General features: G+C 54.7%; 12 protein-coding genes. 6 read left to right on the top strand and 6 right to left on the bottom strand.

Going from position 1 to position 13,866, the window contains the following annotated elements; genetic code table 11:
• Positions 1-88 precede the first annotated feature (88 nt).
• From GQ39_RS28750 to GQ39_RS32745, 6 genes are all read left to right on the top strand, one after another.
• Positions 89-1,345 (top strand): integrase domain-containing protein, encoded by a 1,257-nt coding sequence (locus GQ39_RS28750; protein ID WP_047537321.1) that lies wholly within the window; start codon positions 89-91, stop codon positions 1,343-1,345.
• Positions 1,346-2,308: 963 nt separating this feature from the next.
• Positions 2,309-3,709 carry a YfjI family protein gene (locus GQ39_RS28745; protein WP_047537318.1) on the top strand — a complete coding sequence of 467 codons (1,401 nt, stop codon included), beginning with the start codon at positions 2,309-2,311 and terminating at the stop codon, positions 3,707-3,709.
• Positions 3,693-4,052 carry a hypothetical protein gene (locus tag GQ39_RS28740; RefSeq protein ID WP_047537315.1) on the top strand — a complete coding sequence of 120 codons (360 nt, stop codon included), beginning with the start codon at positions 3,693-3,695 and terminating at the stop codon, positions 4,050-4,052. The genes GQ39_RS28745 and GQ39_RS28740 overlap by 17 nt, the downstream gene beginning before the upstream one ends.
• Positions 4,030-5,010 (top strand): integrase domain-containing protein, encoded by a 981-nt coding sequence (locus GQ39_RS28735; protein WP_047539257.1) that lies wholly within the window; start codon positions 4,030-4,032, stop codon positions 5,008-5,010. Before GQ39_RS28740 ends, GQ39_RS28735 begins: the two co-directional genes overlap by 23 nt.
• A complete protein-coding gene (locus GQ39_RS28730; RefSeq protein ID WP_047537312.1) occupies positions 5,007-5,300 on the top strand; it encodes a hypothetical protein in 294 nt (97 codons plus the stop codon). Before GQ39_RS28735 ends, GQ39_RS28730 begins: the two co-directional genes overlap by 4 nt.
• Positions 5,301-5,608: 308 nt before the next feature.
• On the top strand, positions 5,609-6,226 hold the full coding sequence (locus GQ39_RS32745) for a hypothetical protein (RefSeq protein WP_152614028.1): 618 nt from the start codon (positions 5,609-5,611) through the stop codon (positions 6,224-6,226).
• A gap of 622 nt (positions 6,227-6,848) precedes the next feature.
• Here GQ39_RS32745 and GQ39_RS28725 read toward each other — a convergent pair.
• From GQ39_RS28725 to GQ39_RS28700, 6 genes are all read right to left on the bottom strand, one after another.
• Positions 6,849-7,823: a 5'-nucleotidase gene (locus GQ39_RS28725; RefSeq protein ID WP_047537309.1), complete on the bottom strand. Its 975-nt coding sequence runs from the start codon at positions 7,821-7,823 to the stop codon at positions 6,849-6,851.
• Between the two features lie 259 nt (positions 7,824-8,082).
• Positions 8,083-8,976, bottom strand: coding sequence for a hypothetical protein (locus tag GQ39_RS28720; RefSeq protein ID WP_047537306.1), 894 nt, complete (start codon positions 8,974-8,976; stop codon positions 8,083-8,085).
• Positions 8,976-10,697 carry an AAA family ATPase gene (locus tag GQ39_RS28715; protein WP_052193667.1) on the bottom strand — a complete coding sequence of 574 codons (1,722 nt, stop codon included), beginning with the start codon at positions 10,695-10,697 and terminating at the stop codon, positions 8,976-8,978. The genes GQ39_RS28720 and GQ39_RS28715 overlap by 1 nt, the downstream gene beginning before the upstream one ends.
• Positions 10,698-10,766: 69 nt before the next feature.
• The gene (locus tag GQ39_RS28710) at positions 10,767-10,967 is read right to left on the bottom strand and encodes a hypothetical protein (RefSeq protein ID WP_047537303.1); all 201 of its coding nucleotides are present in this window, start codon (positions 10,965-10,967) and stop codon (positions 10,767-10,769) included.
• 88 nt (positions 10,968-11,055) lie between these two features.
• The gene (locus GQ39_RS31030) at positions 11,056-12,255 is read right to left on the bottom strand and encodes a restriction endonuclease subunit S (protein WP_052193665.1); all 1,200 of its coding nucleotides are present in this window, start codon (positions 12,253-12,255) and stop codon (positions 11,056-11,058) included.
• On the bottom strand, positions 12,252-13,856 hold the full coding sequence (locus GQ39_RS28700; protein WP_047537300.1) for a type I restriction-modification system subunit M: 1,605 nt from the start codon (positions 13,854-13,856) through the stop codon (positions 12,252-12,254). The genes GQ39_RS31030 and GQ39_RS28700 overlap by 4 nt, the downstream gene beginning before the upstream one ends.
• Between the last annotated feature and the right edge of the window lie 10 nt (positions 13,857-13,866).

Here is a 13,866-nt window from a genome sequence, read left to right as displayed (position 1 = left end):
GTTCCAGCCATTCGGGTATTCCAAACGGTATTCCAGGCCATCCGGTGCTAATCTTTGGAATACCAAATCAGTGCCTGAGGAAAATCTCGTGCCTGCTCAAACCCTCCGGCTCTCCGATCGACAGCTCAAGGCAGTCAAACCCGCGTCCAAGGATTACGTCCTCACCGACGGTGACGGTTTGCAGCTCCGCGTACGTAGCAACGGCTCGTTGCTGTGGAATTTCAACTACCGCGAACCGGTGACCAAAAAGCGCATCAACATCGGCTTCGGGACCTACCCCGAACTGTCACTGGCGAACGCACGAAAGATGGCAGTCGAAGCACGCGAGCTGCTCGCCCAGGGCATCGATCCGAAGGTACAGCGCAATACGCTCATTGAGGCCAAGCGCGCAGAAACGGAACACACCTTCGAGAACGTGGCCTCCGCCTGGTTCGAGCTCAAGAAAGACTCAGTCACGCCGGCCTACGCCGAAGACATTTGGCGGTCGCTGACGCTGCATGTGTTCCCCGACTTGAAGACGACGCCACTCGCGAAAATCACCGCGCCGATGGTGATCGAATTGCTCCGTCCAATCGAAGCGAAAGGCAGCCTGGAGACAGTCAAGCGTCTTAGCCAGCGGCTAAACGAGATCATGACCTACGGCGTAAACTCCGGCCTGATCTTCGCCAACCCACTCAGCGGCATACGAGCGGTTTTCAAGAAGCCCAAGAAAGAAAACATGGCTGCGCTGCCGCCCGAAGAGCTCCCAGAGCTCATGCTGGAAATCGCGAACGCCAGCATCAAACGCACCACCCGCTGCCTGATCGAATGGCAGTTGCACACGATGACTCGCCCCGCCGAGGCGGCGACTACTCGCTGGACAGACATCGACTTTGAAAGGCGTGTCTGGACTATCCCACCGGAGCGGATGAAGAAGCGCCGCCCGCACAGCATCCCGTTGAGCGATCAAGCCATGGCATTGCTGGCAATACTGAAGTCCCATAGCGGTCATCGGGAGTACGTCTTCCCGGCAGACCGAAACCCACGTACTCATGCCAATAGCCAGACCGCGAACATGGCGTTGAAACGTATGGGCTTCCAGGATCGCTTGGTCAGCCACGGCATGCGCTCGATGGCCAGCACCATCTTGAATGAACATGGGTGGGACCCGGAGCTCATCGAAGTGGCGCTGGCGCACGTCGACAAGGATGAGGTGCGCAGCGCCTACAACCGGGCCGACTACATCGAGCGCCGGCGGCCGATGATGGCTTGGTGGAGCGAGTACATTCTAAAGGCGTCGACGGGCAATCTCTCGGCCAGCGCGATGAGTGTGGCCAGGGATCGGAACGTAGTACCGATCCGATAGGACGGCGACAACGGCGACAACGGCGACAGACCGTGTGGCGTCTACATCCTTGCCGTCTGAGCTCATGGCGACAGTCGCCAACTCGCCTCGCTCTTGGCCACTCCGGCTAAGCCCCTGAGCAATGGGAGGCTTCGCATCCCCTTGCTCAGGGGCTAACACTAGAAAAGCGACGAACGGCCACTTTGCTACTGGCTTCCACGGATTTCCAAGGCACGCCAGAGCATAAGTCTGGCGCATTTCCGTGTGCCCTCACCCAATTGACCCATATCCGCGAGACCGATAGAACGATGGTTCAAAGCGCTGCCTTCGGCAGCCCCCCAGATGACCAGAGCCTTCAAGGTCATGCCGCTAACACGGTGGCTCATCCCAAAGTGCGATTCGCGCCCGGAGGCTCGCACGGTCATTCGCCAGAGTGATGGACGCCCTCTAAACGATCCGCCTAGTGCGGCAGTCCGCTACCCCTCAAGCCCTGCAGCAACGAACCTGCTCGGCCAACGTTTTGCGCCAACCGTTCGCCCGTCTCTTTTCCAGAAAAGAGACGGGCGCTTCTGACACTGCTGCAGCCCTCATCGCACAAGGCCTTGCGGCAATCCTCCTCGTGACAATCGGCGTGACAAACGCCGCTGTCACCAGCAACAGCGCTGCAGATGATGGTGCCGCAGACCAAGGAATGGACTGCACCTGACTGACAGTCAGGCATGCCCCGGTCATCACATCGCTGCTTTTACCCGACTCAGGATCTCGCGGCACTGGTCTCGTCAGCCAGTGCAGCCTCCACCCGCCCACCGGTATCGGTGTTCAGGAGGCCAGATCATGAGATGCCCAAGCTCCCGGCCGTAAGGAGCCGTCAGTCCCGCGTTAGTGGACAAACCTCACAGGTCGCAGGGGCCTTAATCCCTGATAACACTCAACAACCGTGGCGGGATGAGTGAGGACGAAACCGATCATCTCAGGAGAATGGCGATGCAACTGTGCGAAGCGTTCGAACCACCACAACCCCTGCTGGATTGCCAGCAGACGCCACTGACCTACCCGGTCGAAGCACTCGGGGAACTGCTGGGCCCTGCGGTAGAACGACTGGCCGAGGTGATCGGCGTGCCCTGCGCTATGGCTGCACAATCGGTGCTGGCCAGCGCTGCTCTGGTGAGCCAGGGTCATGCCAACGTCCAACTCGACGGCCGAACTTATCCGCTGTCCCTTTACCTGCTGACGGTGGCGTCCTCGGGTGATCGCAAAAGCGCGGTGGATCATCTGGCACTGAAGACGGCGCGCGACTGGGAACGACAGCAGTGGACCCTGTATGCGGAAAAGCTCAAAGCTTATCGCGCCGCTACCAGCATCATGGCCAAACCCAAAACCTCAAAGAAACACGCGGAGGCGGAAGGTAGCGAACTCTCTGAGCCAGTCCCGCCGAGGCTGATTATTGCCGAACCCACCATTGAGGCCCTGATCAAAAGTCTGTGCCATGGCTTGCCCAGCATGGGCTTGTTCAATGATGAAGGTGGCCAATTCTTGGGCGGCAGCACCATGAGCAAAGAGAACTTGCTTAAGGCGATCACCACCTTGTCGACACTGTGGGATGGCAGCCCCATCGACCGGGCGCGCTCCATGGCCGGAGAAAGCCTGCGTGCCTATGATCGCCGCCTCAGCCTGCATTTGATGCTACAGCCTTACTTGGCCAACCGGCTACTCAAAGACCCGGTGATCAATGGCCAAGGTATCTTGGGCCGCTGCCTGATCAGTTGGCCCGAACGTCTGGTCGGCCGACGCTTGTACAAGGCAGTCGACCTAACGCGAGATACCAAGGTCCAGCGCTACCAAACGCGCATCACCGCCCTGCTGGATAAGCCATTGTCGCTGCACAAAGACGGTTCACTTAACCCCGCCAGGCTGGAACTGACGCCCAGCGCTCGCACTACCTGGATTGATATTCACGACACCATCGAATGCCAGTCTGGCGAGTTCGGTGAGCTGGCGGGCGTCCAATCCGTCGCAGGAAAAGCGGCGGCCAATGTGCTGCGCATCGCCGGTGTGCTCGCGGTTATTGAAGATGCGAATGTAGTGAGTGAGGCCCATATTCAACGCGCCTCAACACTGATGGATTACTACCTGGCGGAGATCCAACGCCTGACAGAACAAGAGCCAATCAACACCTTACGTGAGGAAGCGGATCGACTGCTGCGCTGGCTGACGCAAAAAGGCTGGACCCAATTCACCATCCGCGATCTCAATCGCAACGGCCCTCGCTTTGCCCGCAAGAGTAGCCATCACACCGCCACACTGCTCGTCGAGCTGATCACACATAACTGGCTGAACAGTCGCGATGCCAAAACTTTCGAGGTCCGCCATGTTTCGCCTCAATGACGCGGTGCGCAGTTACCAGGCGCAACATCAATCGCAACCAGAAACACGGCGTGTCGCCGCTTCTATCGCCACCTTGTCGCCACGCGCCAGGCCAGGAATGTCACGGGCTGTCGCCACTGTCGCCGCTGTCGCCACTCCACCTCTTGCCCCCTCCAACATCGCCCTGCTGATCGAGCAACTGCGTGAGGAAGGCGCACTGCTGGAACACCAGGAGAACGCCCTACTGATCCGCCCGACACACTGGCAGCAGGTGGACAGGCTCAGTCCTCACTGGAAAGCCCTGCTGCTCTTTCTGCAAACAAATGAAAACGGTGATGACGATGGCTCTGGTCGGTCGGCGTGATGGTCGCAACTTTGGCTATGGCCGCCAGCTGAGCTACGCCGGCCCACAAGCGCTAGAGGATCTGTTTGCCGGCGGCCACTTCGCCACGGTCAGAGCACATAGCGATCGCTGGCAAGCGTTCGTGCGTTGGTGTCGATCAGTGGACGGCCCCGGTTACAACGATGCACGTCAGATCGATCGACGGACGCTGCAAGACTACGCCGCGTATCTGCGCCAGCAGATCCAGCAAGGTGAACTCTGCATCGCTACCGCGCAGAACCGCCTAAGCAGCGTCAACCGCACCCTCGCTGCGCTGCGCGGTGATCAGGACGTGAGGATCGCCAGCCCGAGTCAGGCGTTGGGACAGCAGCGCTCGAACGTGCGCACCCGCGCGCCGGATGGCCAAGACCACCAACAAGTGCGGCGAGTACTCGAGGCACTTGGCGAACAGCAACACGAGCGCGTGGCCGCGATTGTTCTGTTGGCCCGAACAACCGGTATGCGCCTGCGCGAAGCGATCCTGGCTGACCTGCCACAACTGCAATGCGAAGCCGAACACTTTGGCCGTATCAACATCCAGGACGGCACCAAAGGTGGCCGCTCAGGGGCTTCAGCACCGCGATGGGTCGATGCTAATGAAAAGGTGAAGGTGGCGCTGCAGTTGGCCCGTCATGCGTCGCCGACCCGCAGCCGCAACTTGCTGGCCCGAGACGAAAGCTACTCCGTGTTCCTGCAACAGACCGTACTCCCCGCCCGCGAAACGCTGCATGAACACGGGCTGAAGGGTTTCCATGAACTGCGAGCGGCCTACGCCTGCGAACGTTACGAGCAGCTCACTGGCCACGCCGCACCGGTCAATGGTGGTCACTGCTATCGCATTGACCGCGACCTTGATCAGCAGGCGCGACAACAAATCAGCGTTGAACTCGGGCATAACCGGATCGATGTGATTTCGGCCTACATTGGAGGTCGAGCGTGACCAAGCCCTTCGATATGGCGCTGTTCCTGAGCGGCGTACTGACCGGTTCGAAGGTCACGCAGCGACGACACCTACGGCAAGCCCGAATCATGCAAGCGGCCATTCAACAACGATGGCAACGAGACAATCCCTGGACCTGGCAGCTCAAGCATGTGCGCTGGTTTCTCACTCAGCGCCTGAAAGATCACTCCGACGCCACCCGGTATTACTATCGGCTCACCGCTCTGTTGATCTGGAAACGAATAGGGAATGACCGAGAAATGCTGATCAGCCGCTCGAATCGTGGATAGGCACCCCTTCCAAGTTCACCTGCCCGACTTCATCTATCTCAGCGTGGATATCCTATTGTGGATAAACCTGCTCGAAAAACACCGGCGCAATGGCAAAAAAACAACCCGAATCGGCTAGTCGTGACAGGCAAAACCGGCCAGAAAAGCTCAATATCCTCACCATCCAGCCACTGCTCGGGTAGCATCAAGTTAACTTTGCTCTCTGAGCTCATTAAAAAATAATAAAATTACATTATCCATAAAGAGCCCCGCATTGAACACAGAGAAAGTCATGTACAATGCAATCCCGCCATAGGCAGTTTAGCGTTATGATCATCACCACTGACTACGAAAAATTATTTAAAAGCCTGCGTGATCATCTTATTTCACACTCACCACGCTTGACGAAGGACATAACGGAATGCATTAAAGTATTCTTCCGACATTATTTCAGCACCAACCACACAGTTTTATGTAGTCATGCAGAAGGCAGCGAGTATCTCACGGATATTTTAGTTACAAATTTTGACCCGAAAAAAATTGTTCAACCACGAACTCTATCCATGGCAAGTCCGGCTTTGAGCGTGCATTTGGCAGCAGAGTCTGAACTAGGCGGCGTCGGTGCATCATCAGCGTACGGAGTAATGAAAAATGTTGTTGAAGACTATATCAAGTTGCTGTTGGTTCGCTGTAGCTATAGGGTGATGATTTTCACGTCCTTACCATATGCTGACGAGATAGATCATGTGCAAAATCGGATTGAGACGTTAAGAAATCTTTACGCCAGCACTCCGAAGCTGGACTCCGGTATGCTATTAGTACACCTCACAGGAACTCAACCAAAGTCAAGTCAAGTTCAGGCGGTAATTACGGAAGATTCAGTACGTGGTTTCATAATTTCTGAGTGTGGCAACCTCACACAGGAAGTCGCAGTACAGGCTGTGTAAACAAAATCGCAAAAAAATGAACGTAACCGAGCCACGAACTATACCTACCTCAAGATAAGGCAACCTTTTACTGCGGCGTCTCAGGCGAGCAGTTCCACAGTAAACCGTTGACCCATGTTGGGATAGGTGGGGTTTATGGAGCACATACGAACAAACAAAAACTGGACACCACATGGAGCTCCCGCGTGGGGCTATCAGTTGTCAGAGACTTTTTAAGCATGGCGGTCAGCCCCGCATACTCGACCTCGGTGACGTGGTAGCAGTAATGCGAATACGCTCCTACTGGTAGTCCTGGTTGATCACCTGCTGGCCGGCGATGGCAGCCGTAAGTGCCGTACCCGCTGTTGCCCGTCGATCAGTACCTTTTTGCCCTCGGCCTGGGAACCATCCTTCAGCCTCCTCGTCGGGCTGCACCAGGCAATGATGTAATCCCACAACCCCCCTGATGCAGGCTGTCTATCAGGTCACGCACCTTAGTGGGTCCCCAGACGAAGGGGCGCTGAATTTCCGGAATGGCAATCTCGCCGTACTTGACCCAGCTCAACAGGGTTTCGATCAGGTGCTGGTTAACCGAGTACTTCTGCGCTGACGTGGACATTCCTTTGCATGCGTATAGACGAACCTAGTCAACCGAAGCAGGTAGCAGGCCTGCCAGGCCCGACTTGGTCAGATACGGCACTTTGCCAGATGGAACCAAATTGGCAGCTGCTTCCAAGTGCACATCCTGATCATCGAAGAAGATGTGCGGGTTGAAGGCTCGGAGAACTTTGGGTTTGCCAACGCCACCGAGGAAGAAGGCTTCGTCGACGTACACGCCCCAGGCGCGTAGGGTGTTAATTACGCGCATCTCCGACGGAGAGTTCCGTGCGGTAACGATGGCAATTCTAATTGGTGAATCTTTACCGCCGGTGGGCAGACGCTCCTGCAACTTGGCCAGTTTTATCAGTAGGCTCGCATAGGGTCCCTCTTCCATGGGCGTGTGTTGCAGCGCATCTTCCTGAGCCTGAAAGGCATCCAGACCCTGGGTTTTGTAGACCAGCTCGCTGGCGTCGGAGAACAGCACGGCGTCACCGTCAAAGGCGATGCGAACCTGGCCTTCAGGGATTTGTGGAGCGTTGGCTGGCGGCGCCTTGAGGATCGCCGCAGCACATTGCCTGGAGTCGATAACCTTTTGCGCATCCTCCACGTTGGTGGTCAGGAACAGATCTACATCGAAGGCATCCATGTAATCGGCCACCGACTCGCCGCCTGTAAACGCCGAGCGGGTGATCGCCAACTTGTCGCGGCGAATGGTCTTGAGCACGCGGATCCCGGTATCCGGACTGTTTCGCGACATTACCACCACTTCGACCAGCGGAGACTGGTCTTCACTTTTCATATGCCGGTTGAGCGCGAGCAGCGCCTTCACCAAGTGGTAACCGGTACCTGGTGCCAACGGCTCGTCCTCATGTTCCTGCATGTAGCGGCGATAGTTGTCAATCACGCTTTCCGGGTTAGCCTCCAGTGCTGCCTTGAACATCTGGTCGGACTCGCTCATGTCGAACAGCGCAGTGGCGGAGATGCCGACGACCAAGGTGTTACTTAAATCAAACGCCATTTAGCCAACCTCTATGCCTCTCCGAACCGCTCAGTGCTAGCGGAGTAGAAACCCTTTTTGGGTACGTCCCAAGAATCGATTAACATAACCACATAGGTTACAGAAAGCCCCCCGCGCTAAATATTTACTTACGTCATCCTCGGTCGGAGGCTGCTCCGCGAGCTTGGCTATTTCAACGTGGGCTATGGCTTGTGAGACACAACACCTTACCTGGTGATGCATTTCCTGCCCCAGCACAAGACCGCCAAGCCTCAGCGCCTCAAAACGTGATCTCATCAATAATTTTCAAGCACTCCCGTTTCTCAATGAAGCGAGAAGATAGTTCATTGACAACTGCCGTATCTATGCAAATCACGTCAGTGTCATGCTCTCGCTCACCATGAGGTTCGGGCTCAACAAAACCTCGATCAAAGCGCAGGCCAGCCTTTTGATTAAACAGGTAGCGCGCATGAAAATCTTGATCCAACTGATCGCCTGACACCCGGAAAACGGTGAATCTGACTCCTTGCTCAATCCATGCGTTAAGCAGCTCCTCATACTCCATCCTTACCACAGCCGAGCTACGGGAATCATTACCGTAATCTGAAAATATAATCACCTGACTCGGTATTGTTCCATTTACCTGGCAAATATGGAGCATAGAAACAAGAACTTTTGTACATTTTCGCCTAGACTGAAAATAGGGATCCACAAGCACGATTTGATCCGAGGCTGAAAGTACATACTTAGCCGCCTCTGCTAGCGCAATCGCATTACGCTTAACACGAACTTCCCGTCGATCATTAAAGAGGTTTTCGTGAGCATCATCAATGCTATGAAGCTTATCTAAAATAGGCTGATCTTTTACCAATACCGCAGATAGCTGATTTAAAACAGATTCAGCCCTGACACTTTCAAGCCAATTAGCCCCCTCGTAGGGCAGCCCCATCCGCACAAGACGATCTTCCCTGACTATTCGCAATTTCTCCTCAACTCGCGCCAACTCAACATCGCCGACCCCATTTGAGCGGCAAGCGTCCATTACCATCTTCATCCAGCTTTTCGGATAGCGCGCAATTAACAGCCCCTTGCTATAGCCGAACTTCTCCAAGGCATAGCGCAGGTCTTTCCAATTATTTATGGCTTCCGGCTCTATGGCGAATATGGCGTGCATCAGAACAGTTCCTCTCCACGTTCAGCGAAAAAGCCATTGGGCCAGCGCGTGGTGAATTCGCCAGAGCTATCAATCGTGATACACCTGGTTCTGACACCGGCTCCTCCTGGCTCCATATAGACGATTGAGACATCAGCTGGACAAACGGACTGCAGTCCCTCCGGCAGCTCACCCTCAGAGGTTTCACGGATTCGGCGTAAGATTCGGAGGATGAGGTGCTCGCTGTGGGTTTCAATCAGGAACGTGCTTTGCTTTTTGGACTGCGTCAGCAAATCGCCGATGCCGACCTGAATCCGCGGATGAACATGCAGCTCAGGCTGCTCGCAAGCAATGATGCCCTGCCTGGCTTGCACCGCTGCGACAACAAGCGGGAACAGTTGAGAAACCCCGACGCCCACTTCCGAAAAGGCCACCTCAATGTTGTTGAGGTCATCCCACAGCACCCACTTGCGGTGATGCTCCTTATCAACCCGTTGTCGAGTTTTGGCTTCAGAAGCCGTCATCTCTGACTCAAGGATTTTCTTCAGCACGCCAAGGTCAATTGGACGATCCTCTGGCAGCGGATTGCCATCCTCATCTGCCCCGCTAACGCTCAGACTGAGCTCTTCCCCAAAAGTATCAATGAATGCCTTCAGCTCACTAAGCGTATCGCCACCGCCGGAGTACACGATTTGGCTGACTGCAGCCTTCGAGCGCAGCGAATAGGCGAGATTTAATGTAGCCGAGGCATTCAACCAGTAGTTGATTTCAGCAATCTTGGCTGGGTTCAGACGGGCCGTTACATCCCAGGCGGCAGCACCGGAGTACCAGTCCTTCTGCTGCGGATAGGGATTGGGCTGATGCAGGGCGTCCGGGATAAGGCGCAATGGGCCAATGCACAGGCTATCTTTGAGCAATGCCAACAGGTTATCGAGGGGAGCGACAACCACATCCGACAGGATTTCATGCAGACGCGCCGTCAGGATAGGATCATCTGCATCAACCACTGTTTCAAGCCGCTTACCCCGCATAGGCAAAGCACCGGGGAGCCCCTCGAAGCCGATGACAGCGTGCAAGAATGAAATCTCTTCGTTTTGCCCTTGCTCCGCTCTAGCAACCAATTCGGGCATGCGATTGGCATTGAGTAGCTCATGCAGGCGGCTGATAAAGTCCCCGTCTGCGTAATCGTTCTGGTCAGCCTCGGTCAACAACGCAGGGTGCCGATAGTTGATCCAGGTAATAACCGGCTGCTTGAGGCCGGCATCGCTGGCAAGCTCAGCAATCAGGCTGTCATCCAGCCAAACCTTGTAGCAAGCCACATACGCCATATCCTTGGCTTTCGACCAGGCGATATGAAACTCCACAGCCAGGCGGTTGGCGTCAGCCGTGGGACTGTCGACAGGTAGGCCAAAATCGTCCCCTATCAGATCCACGATCTGGTTGTAGCTGGAACCGATGGAGCCGGACTTATCAAGGGTCAGCTTGATGACTATTCGCTTCCCGATGTCCCGCCCGTTGACCAGGCTCTTGAATCCACCAATGTGCTTTTCACCCAGCGCATCAATCCGCTGAGCGTTGCATTGCCCTTTTTCCAGTATCTGCTGGATATAGAACAGCGCCATCAACACCGAGCTTTTGCCCACACTGTTCGGCCCGAACAGCAGTGTGACTGGTGCCAGCGCGATGGATTGAGTGGCCTGAAAAGAGCGGAAGTTGGTGAGGGCGATTTCCGTAATACGCATAGCGTTTGTGCTCTTGTGTTATCTATAAAGCCGGCCCGTGACCGGCAAATAAGCGTGCGGCGCTGGCGCTCAAGAAGACGCTGACCGTAGACGCGCCGCAGGCAGGCCATCGAACTGGCAGGCAAGCTCGAACTGCTCGACATCTTCTGCCCGGCTGCAGTCGTTCATATCGCTCCTGTCGGCCTTGGCGCCCTCAGTTTCGAAGAAAATCGCCAGGGCTTCGAGGTTGGTCGATTTGCCATAGTCGTCGCGGTCGACGGTGCCGGTCATGGCTTCGTCGGTGGGTTGGCAGTGGTGACGCGGTAGCCGTAAAAATGGCCGCGCGTGACGGACTTGAGCCGCATGGTGATTTCCCTATCTACAGCTGGCCAGAAAACGCTTTATTGCTGAGAGAGTCAAAAACAGATCCTTCTTTAAACTCATCGGAAATTTTTACAACACTTGTTACTTTTGCCTTGATATTTTCGAAATCGAGCTGCAGCGCTTTAGGCGGAACAGGGATCTCTAGAAGCTCAATTTGCTGTTTAGTCAAAGCTTCTCTTGTAGCACCAGCTCCGGACATACGCAGTAACTTTTGCTTGAAGGGCGCAGAGATCAGAAGATGGAGTAAATAGTCTGTACCAATGTCATCGGCTGGACGAATGATACAAACGTGCTGATTTACACGAGCGGGCAAAATCACTTCAGGAACAACAGCACATCGACATACAGATGCTCCAGTAATATTTAGCAGGACATCTCCTTTCTGAACTTCAACATTTGATAGCTTTGCGGCTTGCTCATCATTAATGAAAGCCAAATCTTTCACTCGGAAAGCATCGTCATGGATATTCAAGCTACGAATGAGTGAAATCCCTTGATCAAAATAAGCTTCCGAACCACCTCTTGGGGTAGAACCGCTACCAATTTTCCCACTCACATCCTTAAGAAACTTTAGCGGCCAACCTTTCGAGTTAGTAACCGGATCCCCGAACATGTCCAGAAATACGGCGCGGAGAAAGTCGTCGGTGAGCTGGATGGCTTTCTGGCGCTTGCGGCAGATGGCGTCGGCCTTGTCGAGGATGGCTGCAATGCGCTTTTGTTCGGGTAGGGGTGGAAATGGGATTTCTATTTCTTTAAGCTCTCTTGCGCGCATATGGACCTGCGTGCTACCCACCTTTACTCTCTGAACTGCCGCCCTAAACTCAGGCCGGCGACTTGCATAACATAAATAATCTTTGTCAACGCACTCATCAAATAAAAAAGCGTGCATACCTTGAGCCAACATAAATTCGCCAGCAATATTGTTCCGACAGATAAGTCCGAGAGTAGACCCATCTGGATTCAGGTTTCTAAGCGTAGTGATTAGATACCTATTCGAAACATGAGCCGATTTTGACGCCACGAACTTTTCAAGACTAGTATAAACAAGTGTATTATCTAAAAGATCAACCGACTCACTAATCGCCTTCTTAGGCACAACAGCGACACCCGTATCTGTAAACTCATCCCTAGTCAGTGAGGCGCCACTCCGCTCTTCTATCACAAGGCTTCCAAGCTTAACCAATGGCCAACTCACAGCATCTCCTCCAATGCATCCAGATCCGCCATAATCTCCTCTTCCAACCCCTTGAGCCTTTTCAGGATCACCCTCGGGTCTTCGTATTGCTCCTGCCGATACACCACGTCCTTGTAGCGATTGATGGAGAGTTCGTACTTGTTGTCAGCGATATCTTCGGCCGAAACGACAAAGGCCTTTTTACTCTTGTCACCGAATACAGCGTTGATGGTGCTGGCGCTGATATTGCTCTCGACCATCTGCCGGTATTTTTGCCACTGGGCGATGGCATCGGGCAGGTCGCTGCTACCTTCGCCTTTCAGTTCTGTACGCTTGTCGTCCAGGGAGTAGCCGTCGGCCTGCAGATCATAGAACCATACACGTTCGGTGCTGCCGCCCTTGGTGAAAATCAGGATGGCAGTACTGACTCCGGCATAAGGTTTGAACACGCCACTGGGTAGGCTGACGATGCCTTCCAACTGATTGTTGTGAAGCAGTTCCTGACGCAATTGCTGGTGCGCCTTGCTGGCACCGAACACCACGCCGTCCGGAACGATCACCGCCGCACGGCCGCCTAGTTTGAGCGAGCGCAGGATATGGGCGACGAATAACAGCTCTGTCTTCTTTGTCTTCACCAACTCAGTGAGTCTGGGATTGGTATTGCTTTCATCCAGACTGCCTTTGAATGGCGGGTTTGCGAGGATCACATCGAAGAAATTTTCCTGTTGTTCAGGGTATTTTCCCAGAATGTCTTTGTTCAGGGTGTCCTGGTAGCGGATGTTCGCACCGTTCACCCCGTGCAGCATCATGTTCATGCTGGAAACTCGCAGCATGGTAGTGTCAAAATCGAAGCCCCAAAACATATGCTTGTTGATGTGTTCGCGGTACGGTTCAAGCAGGTCACCGCTGTAATGCGGATTGCCATCCTCGTCGGTGAAGATGCCCGCGTCGCTGGAATGCACCTGGTGGAGATACTCCATGGTGCGGGCGAGGAAGCCAGCGGTGCCACAAGACGGATCGCAGATCACGTCGGTCGGCTGCGGGGCGATCAGCTCGATCATGGTGTCGATGATATGCCGCGGCGTACGGAACTGGCCGTTAATGCCGGCGGTGGTCAGCTTGCTCAGCAGATATTCGTAGATATCGCCTTTTACGTCGCTCTCGGTCAGCGGCAGCGCATTGACCATCTCCACTGCAGATGCCAGCACCGACTCGTTCTTGATCTCAAGGTCGGCGTCCTGCATGTATTCGCCGATATGTCCTAGGCCCTCCAAGGCGCTGCCTTCCTTACCCAGGCCGTCCACCGCATCTGACTGCTTACCCAGCTTGGCGAAATACGGGTAGACGTTCTGCTTGATGTGGGTGTGCAACTCCTTGCCGCTCTTGTGGTAGAAATTCTTCCAGCGCAGCAGCTGGCCTTCCGGCGTATTGGGGAACAGGCGATCGAAAGACTTACCTGTACGATTGGCCTTGCGCTCGGCCACGTCTTCCTGCATGTCAAGCATGCGTGCGAACATCAGGTAGCTGATCTGCTCAATCACGGTCAGCGGGTTGGTGATACCGCCAGTCCAGAACTTTTCCCAGAGCTTGTCGATATCGTTGCGGATTTTTCCGGTAAGCATTTCAGATACT

Origin of the sequence: Pseudomonas sp. 11/12A (genome assembly GCF_000800055.1) — a bacterium.
Lineage (GTDB): Bacteria > Pseudomonadota > Gammaproteobacteria > Pseudomonadales > Pseudomonadaceae > Aquipseudomonas > Aquipseudomonas mohnii.
This window is presented reverse-complemented; position numbering and strand designations above follow the sequence as displayed.

What these genes read in the sequence shown, in the direction of transcription:
- GQ39_RS28735 (WP_047539257.1), top strand. Translation starts at nt 4,030, where the DNA reads ATGGCTCTGGTCGGTCGGCGTGATGGTCGCAACTTTGGCTATGGCCGC.
- GQ39_RS32745 (WP_152614028.1), top strand. Translation starts at nt 5,609, where the DNA reads ATGATCATCACCACTGACTACGAAAAATTATTTAAAAGCCTGCGTGAT.
- GQ39_RS28700 (WP_047537300.1), bottom strand. Translation starts at nt 13,856, where the DNA reads ATGCTTACCGGAAAAATCCGCAACGATATCGACAAGCTCTGGGAAAAG.
- GQ39_RS28710 (WP_047537303.1), bottom strand. Translation starts at nt 10,967, where the DNA reads ATGACCGGCACCGTCGACCGCGACGACTATGGCAAATCGACCAACCTC.
- GQ39_RS28715 (WP_052193667.1), bottom strand. Translation starts at nt 10,697, where the DNA reads ATGCGTATTACGGAAATCGCCCTCACCAACTTCCGCTCTTTTCAGGCC.
- GQ39_RS28720 (WP_047537306.1), bottom strand. Translation starts at nt 8,976, where the DNA reads ATGCACGCCATATTCGCCATAGAGCCGGAAGCCATAAATAATTGGAAA.
- GQ39_RS28725 (WP_047537309.1), bottom strand. Translation starts at nt 7,823, where the DNA reads ATGGCGTTTGATTTAAGTAACACCTTGGTCGTCGGCATCTCCGCCACT.
- GQ39_RS28745 (WP_047537318.1), top strand. Translation starts at nt 2,309, where the DNA reads ATGCAACTGTGCGAAGCGTTCGAACCACCACAACCCCTGCTGGATTGC.
- GQ39_RS28740 (WP_047537315.1), top strand. Translation starts at nt 3,693, where the DNA reads ATGTTTCGCCTCAATGACGCGGTGCGCAGTTACCAGGCGCAACATCAA.